Raw genomic sequence first — 20,601 nt, 5'->3', positions numbered from 1 at the left:
GAACAGGCTGCGGGCATGATCCGCGCCATGTCGACGCAAAGCACCTCCTCCGCCCTCACCGCCGATGACCATCTCATCCTGGTCGACGGGTCCACGTTCATTTTTCGCGCCTATCACGCGCTGCCGCCGCTGACGCGCAAGCCGGACGGGCTTCCTGTCGGGGCGGTTTCTGGCTTCTGCAACATGCTGTGGAAGCTGCTGCAGGAAGGTCTGACACCGGAGGAAGGCGACGAGCCCACCCATTTCGCGGTGATTTTCGACCATTCCGCGCAGACGTTCCGGAACGAGATTTATCCGGAATACAAGGCCCACCGGCCGGACCCGCCGGAAGATCTGGTGCCGCAGTTCGGCCTTATCCGCGAAGCGACACGCGCCTTTTCGGTTCACTGCATCGAGCAGGAAGGCTTCGAGGCGGACGACCTGATCGCGACCTATGCCCGTGAGGCTGCCGAACAGGGCGCGCGCGTCACCATCGTTTCAGGCGACAAGGACCTGATGCAGTTGATCGGCCCGAAGGTCGGCATGATCGACACCATGAAGAACAAGACCTTCGGCGAAGCCGAGGTGTTCGAGAAATTCGGCGTCGGTCCGAACAAGGTCATCGAGGTGCAATCGCTGGCGGGCGACAGCGTCGATAACGTGCCCGGCGTGCCGGGTATCGGCCTGAAGACCGCGGCCCTTTTGATCAACGAATTCGGCGATCTGGAAACGCTGCTTGCCAAGGCAGACACGATCAAACAGAACAAGCGCCGGGAAAACCTGATCGAATTTGCCGATCAGGCGCGAATTTCCAGGCAGCTCGTCACTCTCAAGCAGGATGTGCCGGTCAAGGTGCCGGTGGGCGAATTGTCGGTTACCGATGTTGACGGACCCAAGGCGCTCGGATTCCTGAAGGCGATGGGGTTCACCACCCTCACCCGGCGCGTTGCGGATGTGACCGGTGCCGATCTGGATACGGTCGATGCATCGGACCTCAAGGTTCCGGGATGGGATGTTCCGGACCACAAGGGCCGGATGATGGAGCGCGCAGCCGGCAGTGACAGCGCGGGTTCGGAAGCTGCAAAAACTCCGGGCGACGCCGATCCGGACAACTCCGGCCTGCTGGTGCCGCAGACGGTTGCCGATGCACGCGCCCAGACGATCCGGGCGATCCCGGTCGACAGCAGCGCCTATGAAACCGTCACCAGCCTCGACCGCTTGAAGGAATGGTGCGACGCAGCCTTTGAAAAGGGCTACGTCGCCTTCGACACCGAAACGACATCGCTGGACGCCATGCAGGCAGAGCTTGTCGGTGTTTCGCTGTCCACCGAGCCCGGCAAGGCCTGTTATGTGCCGCTTGGCCACGTCGACGGCGAGGGTGACCTTCTTGGCGGCGGCGGTCTTGTCGAAGGCCAGATCCCGCTGAAAGACGCGCTGGAAGTGCTGAAGCCGATGCTGGAGGACCGCTCGGTTCTCAAGATCGCGCAGAACCTCAAATACGACTGGCTGGTGATGACACGGTACGGTGTCGACATCACGCCTTACGACGACACGATGCTGCTCTCCTACACGGTCGATGCCGGCAAGGGCGGCAATGGAATGGACGAACTGTCCGAGCGCTGGCTCGATCACAAGCCGATCCCGTTCAAGGAAATCTGCGGCTCCGGCAAGTCGATGATCACCTTCGACAAAGTTGCCATCGACAAGGCAACCGCCTATGCGGCGGAAGACGCCGATGTGACGCTTCGTCTCTGGCTGATCCTGAAGCCGAGGCTCGCTTCCGAGCATATGGCGACCGCCTACGAGACGCTGGAACGGCCGATGGTGCCGGTGCTTGCGCGCATGGAAAAGCGGGGCATCTCCGTCGACCGACAGATGCTGTCGCGTCTTTCGGGTGAATTCGCGCAAGGCATGGCGGGCAAGGAAGCCGAGATTTACGAGCTGGCCGGTGAAAGCTTCAACATCGGTTCGCCCAAGCAGCTGGGTGATATCCTGTTCGGCAAGATGGGTCTTCCCGGCGGCAAGAAGACAAAGACCGGCGCCTGGTCGACCTCGGCGCAGGTTCTGGAAGATCTGGCCGCGGAAGGGCACGAACTGCCGTCGCGGATCGTCTCCTGGCGCCAGCTCTCCAAGCTGAAATCCACCTACACCGACGCCCTGCCCGGTTACATCAATCCGGAAACGGGGCGTGTGCACACATCCTACGCGCTGGCGGCAACCACCACCGGGCGTCTGTCCTCGTCGGAACCGAACCTGCAGAACATTCCGGTCCGGACCGAGGAAGGCCGCAAGATCCGCAAGGCCTTCATCGCCGAAAAGGGTCACAAGCTGATCTCGGCCGACTACAGCCAGATCGAGCTGCGCGTCCTGGCGCATATGGCCGATATTCCTCAGTTGAAGAAGGCGTTCGACGACGGGCTGGACATTCACGCCATGACGGCAAGCGAAATGTTCGGAACGCCGATCGAAGGCATGGACCCGATGGTCCGCCGCCGGGCGAAGGCGATCAACTTCGGCATCATCTACGGCATTTCCGCATTCGGCCTCGCCAATCAGCTCGGCATCTCGCGCGGCGAGGCAGGCGACTATATCAAGACCTATTTCGAGCGTTTCCCGGGCATCAAGGACTACATGGAAGCGACCAAGAAACAGGTTCATGCGAACGGCTATGTGACCACGATCTTCGGCCGCAAGGCGCATTATCCGGAAGTGAACACCAAGAACCCGAACATGCGCGCCTTCTATGAACGCGCCGCTATCAACGCCCCGATCCAGGGGTCTGCCGCGGATATCCTGCGCCGGGCAATGGTGCGTATGGAAAACCGGCTGGAAGGCTCAAAGCTGGATGCGCAGATGCTGCTGCAGGTGCATGACGAACTGATCTTCGAAGTGCCGGACGCGCAGGTGGAATCCACCATTCCGGTGATCAGGGACGTGATGGAAAATGCCTGCGATCCGGCGCTGAAACTTTCCGTGCCGCTTCAGGTGGACGCCCGCGCCGCCGACAATTGGGACGAAGCGCATTAAAGGGCTTGACTCTTTCGGCGGAATCGAGTCGCAAAAGTTGCATTTCAATGGTTTGTACACTAAGTTGCTTTACAAATGAAACTGTAAAACGAATCGGGAGCCTGTAATGGATATGATTCAGTATCTTGGTGGTGTAGTCCTGTTCGTCATAGCCACCGTATTTTTTCTAGCGGTTGTAAGGGTTACCTTTGGTAAGAGGTCTGCACTTCGTTCTGCAAAGGTGAGTTCGAACTCTTTGAAGCAAGCTATCACTGGAGATCTCAAGCCACTCCATGATGGGCGTAGAGACTTTCGTGTTGCCGCTGGGATAGCTTTAAAAGAAGTAGATGGAAAGAAAAAATGGGTTCCTCAGGGAAAACTCTCTGATGAAGCATTAAATTCTATCTAATTTGGATGAGCGAACAAACTACATCAATTGCTTATGTCGGCTGGATACCTACGGTTTCTGGCCGACTTTCGTTTTCAGAGTTTGGGAACGCTGATTATCCTACACCTTGCATACGTTCCGTTTGTACCGACGGAGCTAATAGGGTTATTCTCAACTATCAGAAAAGAAATCTATCGGATACAACTATACCAATAGTTTCTCAATTTCCTATTTTAAAGAATTTTTTTGATAAAATAATTTTAAGAAAAGATGGAAGTCTTTGGTTCTGCTCCACAACTTTCTATGATCCTGAAAATAATCTAATTTATGGAAAGGTCTTTGTATTTGACAAGGCGTGTTGGCGAGAAAAATCCGAATACTTAGTCCGCAATAAGATGGATCTATTCCCAGCATCGAATGGAAACGTAGAATTTATCAAAGAGCAATTAATTTCTTTAGAGGGGGAAATAAAAAATCTTAGCTCAACGACGTTGGATTATAACATAAAACGTTCTGGAGAAGTAGAGATAACCTTCTCTGCTTGCAGCCAAGGAGAATCTTACGTTAACGCAGTAGATGAAGATATTGATGAAGATATAATAACGCAGGTATATTACTATCTGAAGGATTGCTTACATAAACACCAGCACCATTCAAAAAATACAGATTCAATATTACAAATATACAACAAAGAAAATGTAGAAGATTGGAAGCTGGAGACTTTATATACATTGTATAGAAAAATAATTAGTAGAAGAAGAAGTAAAACTATTGTTGATTTAAGCGAATCATTGGGTGTTATTGCCTACGCAAATGCCTTTGAAAAAATTTTTGCTACTCATTTTTCGGCAATGAGTGATCGGGTTGTTTATAATAAAGAAGAAATAAAAGAATCTATTAAAGCTACAATATATTCTCTGGAAAATACAAAGACGAGATTTTCGATAATTTATAGAGACGCAGCCAAGTCAACTTTGGCTACAGGTGCGATTTTAATTTCAGCTTTCGCCTTAATATCTCTAACCGGCAAAAAAATTGATGTTAATCCGGACAAAATTTTACTTTTTTTAGCAAAAGAATTCGTCAAGAGCCCAGCTGAGTGGTTCTTCTACCTCTTTGTATCTCTGTTTTTATTATTTGGTTTTTGCCACACCAAGGACATTTTCCGTGAGGTCTATAAAGATGCCATTAGGCTATGTATTGCTGGCGGTAAAGCTACCGTTCTTGCTTTTTTTGTTTTAAGTATTGTAATTTATATTACATCTTTAATACTGATTTATTCTTCGATCTTCTAACGCGGTGGTGGGCGTTGAGCGTCCCCGTTAGATTACCTACGATCTCACTGAATAGGAACACCTTTGCCGGTGACCGAAGTGGGTGATTACCTTGACGGTGGTAGGGCAAACGCTTTGCACTACATCGCCAATAAATACCCAGACTATTCCTTCAAATTGCAACTTCGAAATTTCTCGAACGTGCTGTTTAGTTTAGATGTATGGCGACAATATTGTAGCTTAGATCGATGCAGCAGCCTCAAAGAATCGGCATCCCTTGGAACCGATAAGAGAGTATCATTGGCAGGCCTCAGGCCTGCTGAGCGCGGCGCCGGAACAGCGGCTGGATCAGCCGGCGATAGGCAAGCGCAAAGCCTGTGTAGAAGAGAAACACCGACGCCAGCGAGGCAAGCCCCGCGAGCGTTTGGCCGATGAAGCCATAGACCTCGCCGGTGTGCAGAAATCTCAGGAAGACCCTGGCGCGCCGGCCTGCCGGTTGGTCTTCAGCGCCACTGACGCCCAGCAACTCGCCTGAAACCCTGGAGACCGTATAGGTCGTCTGGCGGGAAAGCTGGGTGCCGTTGCCTGTATCGACGGTCATCACCACACGTGCAGCCTGTCCGTTGGGCAATTTGACCGAAAGTGTTTGCCAGTCCGGTTCGGCTTGTTTCAGCGTGTCGGCAATGGCCTGCAGGCTGACGGCTTCACCCTGAGCGCGGTTCTGACCCTGGCGTTCTTCACCGGCAGCGTGACCGGTAGCTGCGGGCGAAACCGGCCCGAAGACGGCGGCCACCATGTTGCTGGCCCAGGGATAGGAAATGACGACGCCGGAGACCACAACGGCAAACAGCGGTACGAGCGACCAGATGCCGAAGACATGGTGCCAGTTGTAGTCGCGTGCCTTCGCGGTCGGCAGGTTTCTGCGGAAGAGAAGGTTCAGTTTGACGATCCGCCAGGTCCATTTCTTCGGCCACCAGAGATAAATTCCGGACACCAGAATGAACAGGAAGCCGAGATTGGCAGCACCGGTCATGGCCCGCCCAAGGCTGCGGTTTTCACCTGTAAGGGCAAACCAGCGGTGCAGCGCGGTCACCGTGCCAAAGAAGGATTTTGTGCCCTCCGCGGCATTGTCGATCCGCTCTCCGGTATAAGGGTTGAGCAAATGGTTCTCGCGGCGGCTGACCGAAAGTGTGGCCGGGGCGCCGTCCTGCCTTGGCAGGACCAGCGAATTGCCGGGTTGGCCGCCGTTGGCCAGAACGGCAGTTGCCAGTTCGTCGACAGAGAGGAGCTGCGCATCGGCCGGTTTTATGACTGCGCGGCTTTCCATGTAGGAGATGATCTGGCGTTCGTAGGTCAGGACCACGCCGGTGGCTGACATCAGGAGGATAACGAGACCGAAGGCGACCCCGACGACGAGATGCGCCCAGAAAATGATGCGTTTGAAAGACATGGTGCTGCTGCCCGTTTCAGACCGGATTTGACGGTTGCCGGGTCCTCCTCCACCGGCTTCAACAGGCCTAAGCCGAAGATCTCGCTGCGTCAAAGGCAACAGCAGGGTGTTTGGCCGAGAATTTGTAACCAGTTGTCGCCACCGCGAAGAACCGGGCGCCAAGTGATTTCCGTCAGCAGCTCAAAAGCCCAGGGTTTCTGGGAGTCCACATCAGGTCCCGGTGCCAAAACCCTCAGGAGTGTCCCAAGCCGCATACAATTTGCCGCACCACCGGCTGGACGGAAAAGGCTGCGATAGTGACGGGAGTGGGTGACAGGGAGGTCCTGAGGAAGCGGTGCTTCACCCGATGACGAAATCCGGCGCGCGAGCAAGAAGCGCTGCCGCCTCTCGAACAGTGGTCTCCACGATCCTTGCCGCCGGTTGAACGGTTTTCACAAGATCGAGGGATTCTCCGGCAATCAGGGCGCGAACGGAATAGTCGTCCGGGTCGGCAGCCTCATAGGTTTTCTGGATCTTGTGAGCCGCGCCGGACAAGCCTGCCGGATCTTCCAGCCAGGGGCGGGAAAACGCATTTTGGACAACCCGCCCTGTAAACTGCGACGGCCAGTCAAGTCCGCGAGCAACGTCGAACACAATCGACCGGGCCGTGTCGTCCCCGTGCGCCTTGGTCAGGGCAACCTTGGCCTTCTCCGATCCGTTCGCTTCGACGCTTGCCCAGAAACGGGTTCCCATCATGACACCGTCCGCGCCCAGCATGAGAGCTGCTGCCAGTCCGCGCCCGTCCGCAAGCCCGCCGGCAGCCAACACGATTGTCTCCTTGCCGGCGGCATCGCGAACCGCAGGAAGAAGGGCGGACAGGCCCCGGTCCATGCCGTGACCGCCGCCTTCCTGGCCTTGGGCGACGAGGACGTCCGTTCCGGCCTTCAGAGCCTGTTCGGCCTGATCCAGTCGTTGCACCTGCCAGATTGTGGGAATACCGCGCTCCCTGGCGGCCTTTACGATCGGTTCCGCGTCACCGAAGGAAACGAACAGGGCCGCCGGATTGCGGTCGAGGATCCGATCCACGAGGGCCGGTTTTTTCAGAATACTCCAGGTGATGACACCAAGACCGACCCGCTGGTCGCCGGCCGCATCGAAGGCAGCGTCGATCCAGTCCAGGTCGCCGTAACCGGCGCCGATAATACCGAAGCCACCGGCGCGGCTGACTTCAGCGGCCAGACGACCATCCGAAATCCTGTCCATCGGCGCCAGCACGACCGGATGGGAGACGGCAAAGCGGCGGGTAAAGGGCGTGTCGAGCAGCGGTTTCATGCAGACACGCTGCCATGAAAGTCATTTCAGGAAAAATGATTGAAGAAGGAATTTGATATCTCTAATTTGGATAGTATGGACATCGTGCTTTTGAAAACACTGATGGCAGTCGCCGAGACAGGCTCCTTTTCGGGGGCTGCCCAGGCGCTGAACTGCGTGCAGTCGAACGTCACCTCCCGAATTCGGCGTCTTGAGGAACAATTCGGCCAGAAGGTCTTCCAGCGCAGCAAGGCCGGGGCCCGGCTGACGGAATTCGGTGAACAGGTTCATGCGCGCGCGATCGTGCTTCTGCAACAATTTGCAGCGGCCGAGCGCGATCTTCTGGAAGCTGCCGGGGCAGGTGCGCCGCTCAGGCTCGGCTCCATGGAAACAACGGCGGCCGTTCGCCTGCCCGCTCTTCTCAAACGTCTGAGAGACAAAAGCACAGCACCGCTTTCCCTGACGACCGGCCCGACCGCAGACCTGCTGTCAAAGGTGTGGGATCAGAAGATCGATGCCGCCTTTGTCGCCGGGCCTGTCGACAAGGCCAGGTTTCAGGCGGTTCGCGCCTTCAGTGAACAGCTTGTCTGCGCCATTGGTCCGGCCACTTCGGAGCAGGGCCCGCTGTTGGCCTTTCGCCATGGCTGCAGCTACAGGGCGGCGGCGCAGGCGTGGCTCGGCAGTATCGGCCAGAGCGACAGGGAAGTAACGGAAATGGGCACGCTGGAAGGAATTCTGGGCTGTGTGGAGGCCGGTCTCGGGTTCACGGTTGCTCCGGAAAGCGCCGTCCTAGGCTTTCGCAATGCCGACCAGTTGACGACGACCCCGCTCCCGCCGCCTTTTGGCGAAACCGTCACCTATCTTGTCTGGCGCGTCGACCGCAAACCGGTCGAGGCGCACAGGAAGCTGCTGGAAATCCTGGCAGAACGGGCCTGAGTCTTCAGGCCGTCAGACCACCCGCAAATCCGGCTGTATCTTGCCCGCCAGCGCCGAGCGCGGCGCGATGGCGTTCTGCAGGAGGTCGTTGAGATGCTCTTCCAGGTAGTCGACGATGGGCGATTGCGTTGTCGACTGGGTGTAGATCGCGAGCTGTGTTGCCGGAAGCTTCGGAAAGCCATCTTGCTCCTTCAGGATCTTGAAGCCTTCCAGAATGGCTCCCGACGGCAGGCAGCAAAGGCCTGCACCCGACAGAACGGCTACCTGGGCGGCGGCAACGCTGGTGGTGGTGATGCGCTCGTACCACTGCCGTCCGGCGCGGGCGAGCGAACCGAAGGAGATTTCCCGGAAAGGGCAGGGTTCGGGAAACATGATCAATGGCAGCGGATCGGTTAGCGGGCAGTTGTCGCCAACCGCCCAGTGCAGCGGCTCCTCGAAAATCTCGACCGGCATCTGCTTGGTAGACGAGACAAGGGCTATTGCGAGGTTGATTTCGTTGTTGGACAGCATTTCGTGCAGTGTGGCGCTGTCGGCGACCGTCATCTCAAGTTTCACGTTGGGGTGAATGCGCACGAAATTGCAGAAAATCGATTGCAGCTGGCCGGTCGCATACCATTCTGGCAGGCCGACATGCACCGTGCCGGTCAGTTCCGGCGCAGACAGGCGCAACCTGGCTTCCTCGTGTGAGCGCAGGATTTCCGTGGCGTGTTGATAAAGGATACGCCCGGCGGGCGTGAGGTTCATTGTGCGCGCGCTGCGCTCGATCAGCGGTTTGCCGACCCGTTCCTCCAGACGCCGCAGCTGAGTGCTGACGCAGGGTTGTGTGCGGTTCAACCGAGATCCCGCATGTGTGACGTTGCCTGCTTCTGCAACAGCCACAAAGGCTTCCAGCAACTCGATATTAAAACGGCCTATGGTCATGTCCCTGCCTCCGTTTTAGCGCAAGACGACCTATGCGGTTTTCCGCCGGTCCAGCGCCACACAAGCATAACGTTCCATTATGGGGCGCTTCAATTATAAATTTAAGGGTCGGTAAAAAATCCCGTAATCCGAGAGTCTCTTTTGTCAAAACAGGTATCCGCCATGACTTTAGCGCTTTCCTATGGCCAGCCGGAGCATGGGCCAGATCACCAGACGACCGGCCCCCTTTCGCTGCAACAAAGAGTTCACAGGGCAATTGCCTGCCACACGGAATTCAGTCTCGATACGATCCTGACCCAGGACAACCGGGTGAAATACACAAACGAAGGCAGTTCGGAGACCGCAACCGGTCCTCTGGACGAGGTGTTTCAGCTGATGCGCCAGCTGAACGAGACCGGCATCGCATCGGACACGCTTGGCCGAATTCATGAAGACGGCAGGTCTTTTCGGGCGGCGCTGGAAGAAAGCTGCGGGCGGATTGCAAACGAGCTTGCAGGCGAGCGGCTGGTGTATGTCGAACTGGGGCCAGAGCCGGTCAAGACCGGGTTCATTCTCAAGACACTGCAGGGCCTGGGCGTCATCATAGATCGTTATATCGCCGTCGACATCAACCCGATGTCGGCTGCGCCGATGCGGGCAGCCCTCGCGGCGACCCTGCCGGACACTCCACTTGAGTTTGTCACCGCGCCTTTCGAGGCCTGCCGCCTGGAAGACATGATCGAAGACGGTGCGCCACCCGCCCTCGTGACAATGCTCGGTTTTCAGGAAGGCAATGACGATCCGGCAGTGGTCAACGGCTGGCTGCGGGACATTACCCGGCCAGGAGACCTGCTGCTGTCCGAAAGCCAGCTCTACACCATCGAACAGACCGACAAGATCTCCGGTTTTTACGCCCACCCGGCCATGCAGCGGTTTTCGCGCATCGCGTTCGAACGGGCGGTGGACCGCAGTTTGCCGACGCTGAATCGCTTCTTTTTGCTGCCTGTCGTGTTCGAGGATGGCCAGAGTGCGCAAGTGGCCATTCTGGCCGAAGAATTCGCGCATTCAATCAGCGGAAGAAACTTGCATGTTTCCAACTTCTGCCTGAAACTCACGCGCGATCAGTATCGCTCGTACCGGCAGGAGGGTGGCCATTTCGAAATATTCGGCGAGAGCTACACGGATGACCAGACACTTCACTTCCAGCTCTCCCGCCGGGTTTGAGATGACCTTGGCACAGACCCGCGGTCTTACTGCCGCGGGCCTGGCCATCGTCGCTGTCACCTACGGACTGGCACGTTATTGTTTTGGCCTGTTCCTGCCGGAAATCCGTCAGGAATTCGCGCTGTCGCCGGAAACGGTCGGCCTGATCGCCGGTCTGTCCTATCTGGGCTATCTGGCGGCGACTTTCGTCGGTTCCTGGCTGTCGACGGTGTTCGAACCGCGCTTGCCGATCCTGCTCGGCGGCCTCGCCGCCACAACAGGCATGGCCATGATCGCCCTGGCACAGACACCGTTCATACTGGCGCTTGGCGTCTTCGTTGCAGGAGCAAGCCCGGGCCTTTCCTATCCGCCCTTTTCCGATGTCATCGTGCGTCATACGGAACTCAGCCGGCAGAACAGCGTCTATGCCTGGATCAACTCCGGCACCGGTTTCGGCGTTGCCTTTGCCGGGCCGCTGGCACTCTTCGCAGGTGGTGACTGGCGGCTCGCCTGGCTGGTTTTCGCGGTAATCGCCTTCAGTGTTACGATCTGGAACGCAGCCACCTTGCCCCGGCGCAGCGTGCATCTGGAACATGCCCGTCCCAGGGTGTCCGTCTGGATCCTTATGGATCGGACAGCGCGCGGACTGTTTGTCGCGGCATTTCTTTTCGGCATCGTCACCGCCGTCTACTGGACCTATGCCGTCGAACTCCTGACCATGCTGACGGGCAATCCACGAGACGCAATCCTGTTCTGGATCGTGTTGGGCATTTCGGGCGTTACCGGCTGCTTCGCCGGTGGTCTTGTCGATCGCTGGGGTTTGCAGGCTGCCTATCGTGTCCTGGCGGTTCTGGTCGGGACCGCAATCGGCACTCTGCCGCTGCTTGTGGAAACAAGACTCGGGATCTACGTGTCAGCGGCCTGTTTCGGCGTCGGTTTCATCGTGATGACCGCCCTTTTCGGCATGTGGAGCATGAGGCTGTTCCGGCAGGCACCGTCCATCGGATTCGGCTTTACCTTCTTCCTGATTTCCCTGGGGCAGGGGGTCGGGCCCGTGCTGAGCGGCTTTCTCATTCCGGTTGTCGGCCATTCGGCGCTTTTCTTCGCAGCCGGGCTTCTGTGCTGCGGCCTGGCGGGCTTTGCGGCCGGAAGGCAGGCCGAAGGGGTCAGACCATAACAGCGGGTTATGGTGGCCAACGCCCACATAACCGCTATGTGCTGGCCTTTCCCGGAAATTGCAAGCATGTTGGCAGCACGCTATGATTGATGAACAGAATGCGATTGGATCGATGATACTCACCGCCGCCAACACCGCCGGGGCCAAGCTCGACATGGAGCTGTGTCGGGCCCTCTATGAAAAAGACCCGGACCGGCTCCTTGAACTTGTGTCCGACTGGCTGGAAACCAACGGTTTGCAGCCGAGTGAAGACTTTAAGGTGCCCGCTTATCTCGATGCAGTTCTGACCCGTGCCAACTTCACTGTTGCCAGCGGAAGCAAGCTGCGCGTGCTGGTATCCTGACCGGACTGACTCTGTCTGTTCCATATTTGTTCTTGCGTCTTTTATCGACATATGCTTCGTTGACCTGCATCTGTAAGTAGAGGTGAATATGGTCAGCCGGATCACGACAGTCGCGTTTCGGGGCATCGAGGCAGTTCCGGTAGACGTGCAGGTACATGTCGGGCCGGGCATGGTTGCCTTCACCATCGTCGGCCTGCCGGACAAGGCCGTTGCAGAAAGTCGGGAACGAGTTCGCGCGGCGCTTGCCGCTTCAGGCCTGGCCCTGCCGGCCAAACGCGTCACAGTCAATCTCGCCCCTGCCGACCTGCCCAAGGAAGGCTCGCATTACGATCTGCCGATCGCGCTGGGCGTTATGGCCGCCATCGGCGCCATACCGGCTGAATTTCTGGAAAGATACGTTGTTCTGGGCGAGCTTGGTCTCGACGGCACGCTTGCGCCTGTTGCTGGTGTCCTGCCGGCCGCCATGGGCGCCAACGGCATCGGCAAGGGCCTCATCTGCCCGGAAGCCAGCGGCGGCGAGGCCGCCTGGGCCGACGCAGACATGGACATTCTCGCGCCCCGCTCGCTGATCCAGCTCGCCAATCACTTCAAGGGAACACAGGTGCTCTCCCGGCCGGTGGCCCGGCTGCGCGGCAATGCCGGTGTGCTTCCGGACCTTGCGGAGGTCAAGGGACAGGAAAGCGCCAGACGGGCGCTGGAGATAGCCGCTGCCGGCGGGCACAACCTGCTGATGACCGGTCCTCCCGGCTCCGGCAAATCCATGCTGGCGCAGCGCCTGCCGTCCATCCTGCCGGCCCTGACCCCGCGCGAGCTTCTGGAAGTGTCCATGATCGCCTCGCTCGCGGGCGAGCTGGCCGAAGGCAAATTGACCGATCGACGTCCCTTCCGCGCGCCGCATCACTCCGCCTCCATGGCCGCCCTGGTCGGTGGCGGGATGCGCGCCCGGCCCGGTGAGGTCTCGCTCGCCCATAACGGAGTGTTATTCCTCGACGAGCTTCCCGAGTTCAATCCGCAGGTTCTCGACAGTCTGCGCCAGCCGCTGGAATCGGGCGAAGCGGTGATCGCCCGCGCGAACCACCGGGTCACCTATCCGGCCCGCATCCAGCTTGTGGCGGCCATGAACCCCTGCCGCTGCGGCCATGCGGGCGAGCCGGGCCACCAGTGCCGCCGGGGCGAGCGCTGCGTCACCGACTATCAGGCCCGGGTGTCTGGACCGCTGCTTGACCGGATCGACGTCAGGATCGATGTTCCGGCCGTTACGGCGGCCGACCTGATCGGTCCTGCGGCCAGCGAACCGTCAGCCGTCGTGGCCGCTCGGGTCGCTGAAGCGCGCAGCATCCAGGCAGAACGCTTCCTGGAACTTGGCCTTGCCTGCCGCACAAATGCCCAGGCACCTGCATCGATTGTCGAAACCATGACACGGCCAGATGACAAGGGGCTCGCTTTCCTGCGCGATGTTGCCGAGCGTCTTGCCCTGAGCGCACGCGGATATCACCGCGTCCTCAAACTCGCCCGCACGCTGGCCGATCTGGACGGTGCGGATCAGGTTGGCCGCATTCACCTGGCGGAGGCCTTGAGTTACCGCGGCGAAGACATGTCCCGCAAGGCGGCGTGACAGCGTTGACCGTGACACCGCGAGGGATTGTCTGACGCAATGACAGCAGACGTCATCATCATCGGCGGCGGTGTTGCCGGGCTGAGCGCGGCCTGTTTTCTGTCCGAGTTTGCGCAAGTGACGCTTCTGGAGCGCGAGCCGGCGCTAGCAACGCAGTCTTCAGCCCGCACGGCAGGGCAATTCACGGCCGGCATTTCCGCCAACACAATGCGCGCGCTGGCCGCGGCAAGCCGTGCGTTCTTTCAGGCGCCGCCGCCGGGATTTTGCGAGCAGACGCTTGTCGCGCCCCGCGGCTGCCTGACGGTTGGGGGTGAGGAGCATCGGCCTGTTCTGGACAGGCTGATAGCAAGGCTGCAGGAGGCCGGGTCGGACTGCCGGTTTGTTGACAGACAAGAGGCTTTGGCCCTGTTTCCGGCCCTCCGGCCGGAACGGGTACATGCGGGCGTTTTCGAAGCAGATGCAATGGATATCGATGTCGATCTGCTGCTGCAATCCTATCGCAAGGCGGCTGCTGCCAATGGCGCTCGCTTCGTCTGCAAGGCGGAAGTCACTTCCATCCGGCGGATTGCCGACACATGGCAGGTAACGGCCGGAGACCTGACCCTTTCGGCGCCCGTTCTGGTCAATGCGGCCGGGGCCTGGGCGGACCGGGTTGCGGATCTTGCCGGTGTCCCGGCGCTTGGCCTCAACGTCTTCCGCCGTTCGGCCTTCACGTTTCCGCTTCACCGTCAGGAAGCCGGTGTCTGGCCACATGTCACGACGGCCGATTACACCTGGTACGTCCATCCGCAGCCGCACGGCTTCACGGCGTCACCGGCAGAGGCTGATCCAGTTTCTCCGGGAGAGGTTTATGCAGATGATCTTCGCCTTGCAGAGGCGATCCATCATATCGGCATCGGCACCGAGCTGGCCGTGCCGCGTCCATCCGCAAGCTGGGCAGGACTGCGCACGTTTGCGCCTGATCGAAACCCTGTCTGCGGCGGATTTCCCGATCATCCGGGTTATTTTGTCAGCGCAGGCCAGGGCGGATGCGGGGTTCTGACATCCCCGGCGATGGGCAGGGCACTGGCGGCCCTCGTTGCCGGCCGGAACCTGCCGGGTGATCTGTCCGCCTGCGGTATCACACTGGACCAGCTTGCACCCGGACGGTTCCTGCAGGCCTGATCTTCTTCATTTGACAATGACGGCAATTTCCAGGAAAAAATTCCTCAAGCCAGTCGGGGTTCGGCAAGCCAGATAACCTGTAATGCCGGAGATACCCCTTGCGTTTTCTGTCCAGCCTTTGTTTTTGCGCAGCCCTGGTGCCAACCTTGTTGCCCGGCGCCCTGTCCGCTGCCGAGATCACCCACGCCATGGGCACCACCGAGGTGCCAGACACTCCGCAGAAGATTGTCGTTCTCACCAACGAAGGCACCGAGGCAATGCTCATGCTGGGCAAGACGCCTGTTGGGGCTGCGTCTTCCTGGTATGGCGATCCCTGGTACCCGCATCTGGGCGACCGGATGGCCGGAGTTGAAGTTGTCGGGACGGAGCTTGCGGTCAACCTGGAACGGCTGGCCATGCTTGAGCCGGATCTGATCCTCGGCAGCAAGAAGCGGCACGAGGAAATCTATCCTCAGCTCTCCGCCATTGCGCCCACGGTGTTTGTGATCAATGCCACGGATTTCAAGGACAACATGAAGCTCTATGCCAGCTCGGTCGGCATGGAAGCGGAAGGCGAAGCGCTTGTCAGTGCCTATGAGGCGGACGTTGCCCGGTTGCGCGCCGCCCTCGGCGAGAATGCCGGGGACACGGTTTCCGTCGTCCGTTTCGTGCCCGGCCAGCTTTACGTTTATCGCCATGACAGTTTCTCCGGTGTTGTGCTGAACGACATCGGCTTCAAGCGGCCCGAGGTACAGGCGCAGGACGGTCTGGCTCTTGCCGTCGGCAAGGAAAGCATCCCGAACATGGAAGCCGACCGGATGTTCTACCTGACATATGACACCGGCAATGGAGAGGGCACGGCCCTGGAGGGCGAGACGCTGAAAGACCCTCTCTGGGCCAATCTGGAAGTCGTCAAGGCGGGAAACGCCCACAAGGTCGATGACGGTGTCTGGGCAACGTCGCAGGGCATTCTTGCAGCCCGCGCAATGCTTCGGGACATCGCCCGGATCTACGGGACGGATGTCGACCTCAGTTCCAACTGAACTCCTTTGAAGCAACAGGGCCCGGATCAAGAGTTTTGACCCGGGCCACCTCGCCGTTCCGAGCTTCTGGCACGGAGCAGATATGATTGTCGGAGCGAAGAAATACAACCCGGCGTCTAAATCAGGTTGTATTTCAAAAGGATGCCGTCACACCACCGTGACGGACAACAGCCGGAAACCTTCCCTTCCCTGTAAATAAGAGCTAGCCTTACGTTAGGTAATTAAGCGCATCGGCAGTTGAAGAGCCGGACCATGCGTTTGACCCACCAACGCGAGAGGGCGGGCTGAATGGCCTCGAGAGAACCGGCACCGCCGGGCAAATCGGAAACCGGTGGAGACGCGGGGCTGATCGACAGCATCGCTCGTACCAATGCCGAGGCCATTTGCACGGTTCCCGGTCTGGCGCGCCGCCCACAGCACCCGAAACACCACGGCTGTGTCCGCGCCCGCTTCATGATCGGCGAAGTGCCGGAGGACTTGCGTCACGGTCTCTTCGCCTTACCGGGCACATATGACGCCCTTGTCCGGTTTTCCAACGGCCGCCAACTGGATGACCGGAAGCGGGACGCCCACGGCATGGCCATCAAGGTGCTGGGCATCGACAGGGAATGGCTGTCGGCTGAAAACCCGGACGGCAGGGTGCAGGACTTCATTCTCGTCGACCATGAAACCTTTTTCACCGGTGACCTCGGCGACTATGACGACATCAACACCCTGGTGCTGAAACGCGGTCTTGCCCGCCTGAAGCCCTTGTCCCGGCTTTTGTTCACGGGCTTCTATCTCTTCGGCAGGATCCGGGCCTTTGTCTCTCATCGCCCGGTATCTCCGCTTGCAAGCCGATACTTCAGCACCACGCCTTATCGGCTTGGCGATCTTCTGGTGAAATATACCGCAACGCCAAGACCGGTGCCGGTGGATCCCCCTGAGGTCCGGTCCGGACGCGATCAATTGGCCGTCGCGCTGAGGGAAACCCTGATCCGTTGCCCGGTCACTTTTGAATTCGGCGTCGATGTGCAGATAGATCCGGCCACGCAGCCGGATGATGATCCGTCGATTGCCTGGTCGGCGGTGCCGGGCGCGCGTCACGAAAAGCTGGCGACGCTGGAAATCTTTCAGCAGGACGTCGATCAACACGCCCCACTGGCGGAGAACATCGCCTTTTCACCCTGGAACAGCCTGCCGGCGCACGAGCCCGTCGGCGCCATCAACCTTGCCCGGCGACAAGCCTACGAGAGTGCCGCTTGCAAGCGGCATGAAGTCAATGGCGTTGTTCCACCCGTCTTTGCCGGCATTCCGGAAAGCTACAAGATGCAACAACCCTCCGTATCGCCCAGAAACGACGGCATGCCGCTTTGGTTGGCGATTGTCGCCGCGCTGCTGCTGATCGCCTGCCTGGTCCTGGAAGGCAAGCGCCTCACGATCAAGCCGGGTCCGCCGCAAACCTTTGACAACCCGGTCGCCGAATTCAAATACGGTTCCATCGGCGCCGAATGGGACGGTTTCCCCTATATCGTCTGGCGCGAATTGCCGGCGATTTTCAAGGACGAGCTGCCCGAAGGCTGGCGCACATTCGGCTTCATCGAGGAACCGGGACAGGAACTTCCGATCGGCTTCAGCATCCGGCGCGTCGGTGTGCCGAGGGTCGGCTTCAATTGCGCCACCTGCCACAGCGCGGAAGTCACCGCAGGCGGCAACACCATGTTGTTGCTGGGTGCACCTGCGGAAAAGCTCGATATCCAGTCCTACATCCTGTTCCTTGGCTACGTTGCCGCCAGTGACAAGCTGACGGCGGATGCGGTGATCGAAAGCGCCGCGCAGGCCGGCAGACCTCTGGGGCCAATCGACCGTCTGCTGGTGCGCACCATTCTGGTACCCGGCATCAAGGACCAGGCCGATGGACTGGCGACCGCTTTCAGCTGGATGAAGGTGAAACCGCAGCATGGCCCCGGGCGCACGGACGCGGGTAACAACTGGCGCGCGCGCTGGGGCTATGGCCCGGAAAAGGACGAGGCGGTCGGAACGGTCGATTTTCCCTCGGTCTGGAACCAGGGCATCCGCGAGGGGGGCTGGTTCCACTGGGACGGCAACAACAATTCGCTGATCGAGCGCAACTATTCCGCCGCCCTTGCCGGCGGCGCCAAGGAATGGCTGCTGCAACGCGGGCTGATAGATGCTCAGGCGGAATGGCTGCGGGACCTGCCGCCGCCCGCCTACCCCTTGCCAGTCAATGCTGACATGGCAGCAGACGGCGCTGCGATTTACGAAAGGGAAGGCTGCGGCACGTGTCATGACCCAGGAGGCGAGAGCTTCGGGCAGGTCACGCCGCTTTCGGACCTTCAGACAGACCCGGCACGTTCTGACCTCTTCGACGAAGCCTTCGTCAGCCGCTTCGGCGATGTCGGCAAGGGGTACACTTGGCGGTTCTCACACTACCGGGCAACGGACGGCTACGCCAACACGCCGCTGGACGCCATCTGGGCACGCGGACCCTATCTCCACAATGGCTCCGTGCCGACGCTTCGGGCGCTTTTGTCACCGCCGGAAGACCGTCCGGCGACCTTCTATCGCGGCTGCACGGATTTCGATCCGGTCGACGTCGGCTTTGCCTGCGAAAGTGGCTTCCTGTTCGACACGCAGCTGACCGGCAACGGCAATGGTGGACATCTTTACGGCACCGGTCTTCCGGACGGCGAGAAATCCGCACTGATCGAATATCTCAAATCCAAGCAATATGTGGGGCGGTCATGAGGCTTAGCGCATCCTTCAAGGGAACGTTTCTCGACATCATCTGCCTGCTCGTTGGTACGATCATGGCCTATCGCGGCGTCGAGGAATTCTTCCGCTACGATTTCGATCCGATACACATGATCCTCGGGCTGGCGCTGGGGGCCGGTGCCTATGCCAACTGGCTTATGTTCCGGCGGCTGCGCATCGGTTTCTGGATCTTCATCGGCGGCAATGTGGTCGTCGCCTTTGTGTTCATCTTCGTGCTTCAGGATGTCTGGCACCACCACGTCTGGCCACATATCCTCTATGCACTGGTGTTCGTGCCGTTTCTGGATCAGCTCGGCACCCGCTCCGAAAGGGACGTTCTGCGGGATCCGCCGCTCCACAAGCGGATCCTCGGTTTCATCGGCGGCCAGGCATTGAAACTGGCCGAGGCCTTTCCCGCCCTCGTCAGGCTGGTCAAGCGTTGCGGTCCGCTCAGCCGGGTGATCAACCGTCTTGTCATCAACGGCATCTCGAACGCGCCACCCGGTCGTCCGCTCCCGCTCTCCCTCTGGACACCGCATGATCCGGAAACGCATCTGGAAATGGTTGCGGGCCCAAAGGATCCGGAAAAGACCACCAGCACCTTCGCCAGCTGGCCGGGTCTGGTTGACCGCCGCTACACCGGCCGGCACCTGCCACCCGTCGATCAGGATTTTGTCGATGCCCTGCCGGAAGTGCCGAGGGTGGCGGAACTTTACCGGCGCAAGGCGATGGTCGAGAGCGACACCAGCACGCTGTTCTGCTTCTTTGCCCAGTGGTTCACCGACAGTTTCCTGCGCACTCACCCGCTGAACAAACGGCTGAACACCTCGAACCACGAAATCGATCTTTGCCAGATCTATGGTCTTGGCGAGGAAACCACCTCGTTTTTACGGGAAGGTGCTTTTCTGAACTCCCGGCAGACGCCCGTCGGCGAACTGCCACCGCTGCTCGCGGGCCCGGATCTGGCAGTCAAAGCCGAGTTTGCCGGTATTCATTTCATGCCGATGTGGGCAACGACCTTCCTGGGGGCTGATCCGGAATGGGGCGCGGCGAAAAAGCTTCGGGAACTCCTGGCCGGTATCGGGGATTGGGCCGTCACGCCGGAGCGCTGGAAATGCCACTATGCGGCCGGCCTGGAACGGGCCAATTCCACGATCCTCTACAGCGCGCTCAACACGATCTTCCTGCGCGAGCACAACCGTCTCGCGCGCGAGATCGGCAAACGGAACCCGCACTTCGGTCCGGACCGCGTCTTCGAAACGGCCCGCAACATCAACATCGTCAAGCTGCTCAAGGTCATCATCGAGGACTATATCAACCACCTTGCCAATTCGCCGTTCAAGATCTTCGTGGAGCCTGGCGATGCGGACAAGCGCCTGTGGTACCGCACCAACCGGATCTCGCTGGAATTCGACCTGCTTTACCGCTGGCATGCCATGGTTCCGGATCGGTTCCTGTTCCAGGGCGAGGTACTGGAGAACGAGAATTTCCGCTTCAACAACACGATCATCGAAAAACACGGCGTCGAGGCGGTCATTGATGCGGCGGCAAGCCAGCGGGCAGGCAAGCTGACCCTTCACAACACCCCGTTCTTCCTGCAAGGCGCGGAAGAGCGCACGCTGGCGTTTGCCCGCAGGTTCCGGCTCGCCCCCTTCAACGCCTACCGCGCCTCCTGGAAGCTGCGTCCGTACGACAGTTTCCTGGAACTGACCGGAGGCGACGCCGGTCTGGCGGGAGAGCTGGAAGCACTCTATCCCGACTGGAACGGCGTGCGCGGCATCGATCGGGTCGATCTTCCCATCGGACTGCTGGCAGAAGACCAGATGCGGGCGCGCCCCCTGCCGCCCCTGCTTCTGGCCATGGTTGGGTCCGACGCCTTCTCCCAGGCACTCACCAACCCGCTTCTGGCAAAGAATATCTTCGGTCCGGAGGTCTTCACCGAGTATGGCATGACGGAAATCGAGGCGACGTCCACCTTCCAGAACATTGTCGATCTCAACGTTGCCGCCAACGCCAGAAGGCCGAATGCGAATTTCACCATCAACAAGGACACGCTTCTGACCTGGCCAGGCTGATATCCCTGGCCGGCTTCCCCGCTGC

15 protein-coding genes are annotated in these 20,601 nt (G+C 59.2%); 12 read left to right on the top strand and 3 right to left on the bottom strand.

Features of this window, described 5'->3' with window-relative positions; genetic code table 11:
* The first annotated feature begins 15 nt into the window (after window positions 1–15).
* From polA to ACP90_RS28135, 3 genes are all read left to right on the top strand, one after another.
* Window positions 16–3,006, top strand: a complete 2,991-nt coding sequence (polA, locus tag ACP90_RS00420) for a DNA polymerase I (RefSeq protein ID WP_062485866.1) — start codon at window positions 16–18, stop codon at window positions 3,004–3,006.
* Between the two features lie 106 nt (window positions 3,007–3,112).
* Window positions 3,113–3,394 carry a hypothetical protein gene (locus tag ACP90_RS28140; RefSeq protein ID WP_145915698.1) on the top strand — a complete coding sequence of 94 codons (282 nt, stop codon included), beginning with the start codon at window positions 3,113–3,115 and terminating at the stop codon, window positions 3,392–3,394.
* Between the two features lie 5 nt (window positions 3,395–3,399).
* Complete coding sequence (locus ACP90_RS28135; protein ID WP_145915697.1) at window positions 3,400–4,668, top strand: hypothetical protein; 1,269 nt, start codon at window positions 3,400–3,402, stop codon at window positions 4,666–4,668.
* Between the two features lie 289 nt (window positions 4,669–4,957).
* On the opposite strand, the gene ACP90_RS00410 is transcribed toward ACP90_RS28135, so the two are convergent.
* Both ACP90_RS00410 and ACP90_RS00405 read right to left on the bottom strand, forming a co-directional pair.
* Window positions 4,958–6,097: a PepSY-associated TM helix domain-containing protein gene (locus ACP90_RS00410; RefSeq protein ID WP_062485860.1), complete on the bottom strand. Its 1,140-nt coding sequence runs from the start codon at window positions 6,095–6,097 to the stop codon at window positions 4,958–4,960.
* A gap of 339 nt (window positions 6,098–6,436) precedes the next feature.
* Window positions 6,437–7,408 (bottom strand): nitronate monooxygenase, encoded by a 972-nt coding sequence (locus ACP90_RS00405; protein WP_062485857.1) that lies wholly within the window; start codon window positions 7,406–7,408, stop codon window positions 6,437–6,439.
* A 75-nt stretch (window positions 7,409–7,483) separates the two neighbouring features.
* Here ACP90_RS00405 and ACP90_RS00400 point away from each other — a divergent pair, with 75 nt between their 5' ends.
* Window positions 7,484–8,323 (top strand): LysR family transcriptional regulator, encoded by an 840-nt coding sequence (locus ACP90_RS00400; protein WP_062485854.1) that lies wholly within the window; start codon window positions 7,484–7,486, stop codon window positions 8,321–8,323.
* A 12-nt stretch (window positions 8,324–8,335) separates the two neighbouring features.
* Here the strand turns inward: ACP90_RS00400 and ACP90_RS00395 are convergent, their stop codons facing one another.
* The gene (locus ACP90_RS00395) at window positions 8,336–9,244 is read right to left on the bottom strand and encodes a LysR family transcriptional regulator (protein ID WP_023002376.1); all 909 of its coding nucleotides are present in this window, start codon (window positions 9,242–9,244) and stop codon (window positions 8,336–8,338) included.
* A 162-nt stretch (window positions 9,245–9,406) separates the two neighbouring features.
* Here ACP90_RS00395 and ACP90_RS00390 point away from each other — a divergent pair, with 162 nt between their 5' ends.
* The 8 genes from ACP90_RS00390 to ACP90_RS00355 all read left to right on the top strand — a co-directional run bounded on the left by ACP90_RS00390 (window position 9,407) and on the right by ACP90_RS00355 (window position 20,576).
* The gene (locus ACP90_RS00390) at window positions 9,407–10,447 is read left to right on the top strand and encodes an L-histidine N(alpha)-methyltransferase (protein ID WP_062485850.1); all 1,041 of its coding nucleotides are present in this window, start codon (window positions 9,407–9,409) and stop codon (window positions 10,445–10,447) included.
* A gap of 7 nt (window positions 10,448–10,454) precedes the next feature.
* Window positions 10,455–11,603: an MFS transporter gene (locus ACP90_RS00385; protein ID WP_158514148.1), complete on the top strand. Its 1,149-nt coding sequence runs from the start codon at window positions 10,455–10,457 to the stop codon at window positions 11,601–11,603.
* An 82-nt stretch (window positions 11,604–11,685) separates the two neighbouring features.
* Entirely contained in the window at window positions 11,686–11,946 is a 261-nt protein-coding gene (locus ACP90_RS00380; protein WP_023002373.1) for a hypothetical protein, read from the top strand.
* 88 nt (window positions 11,947–12,034) lie between these two features.
* Window positions 12,035–13,561 (top strand): YifB family Mg chelatase-like AAA ATPase, encoded by a 1,527-nt coding sequence (locus ACP90_RS00375; RefSeq protein ID WP_062485844.1) that lies wholly within the window; start codon window positions 12,035–12,037, stop codon window positions 13,559–13,561.
* Between the two features lie 39 nt (window positions 13,562–13,600).
* Window positions 13,601–14,725: an FAD-binding oxidoreductase gene (locus ACP90_RS00370; RefSeq protein WP_062485841.1), complete on the top strand. Its 1,125-nt coding sequence runs from the start codon at window positions 13,601–13,603 to the stop codon at window positions 14,723–14,725.
* 98 nt (window positions 14,726–14,823) lie between these two features.
* The gene (locus tag ACP90_RS00365; RefSeq protein ID WP_228148086.1) at window positions 14,824–15,747 is read left to right on the top strand and encodes an iron-siderophore ABC transporter substrate-binding protein; all 924 of its coding nucleotides are present in this window, start codon (window positions 14,824–14,826) and stop codon (window positions 15,745–15,747) included.
* Window positions 15,748–16,035: 288 nt separating this feature from the next.
* Window positions 16,036–18,495: a hypothetical protein gene (locus tag ACP90_RS00360; RefSeq protein WP_062485835.1), complete on the top strand. Its 2,460-nt coding sequence runs from the start codon at window positions 16,036–16,038 to the stop codon at window positions 18,493–18,495.
* Window positions 18,492–20,576 carry a peroxidase family protein gene (locus ACP90_RS00355; RefSeq protein WP_062485832.1) on the top strand — a complete coding sequence of 695 codons (2,085 nt, stop codon included), beginning with the start codon at window positions 18,492–18,494 and terminating at the stop codon, window positions 20,574–20,576. Before ACP90_RS00360 ends, ACP90_RS00355 begins: the two co-directional genes overlap by 4 nt.
* Window positions 20,577–20,601 lie beyond the last annotated feature (25 nt).

This window comes from Labrenzia sp. CP4 (assembly GCF_001579905.1).
In the GTDB taxonomy this organism is placed as follows: Bacteria; Pseudomonadota; Alphaproteobacteria; order Rhizobiales; family Stappiaceae; genus Roseibium; species Roseibium algicola.
This window is presented reverse-complemented; position numbering and strand designations above follow the sequence as displayed.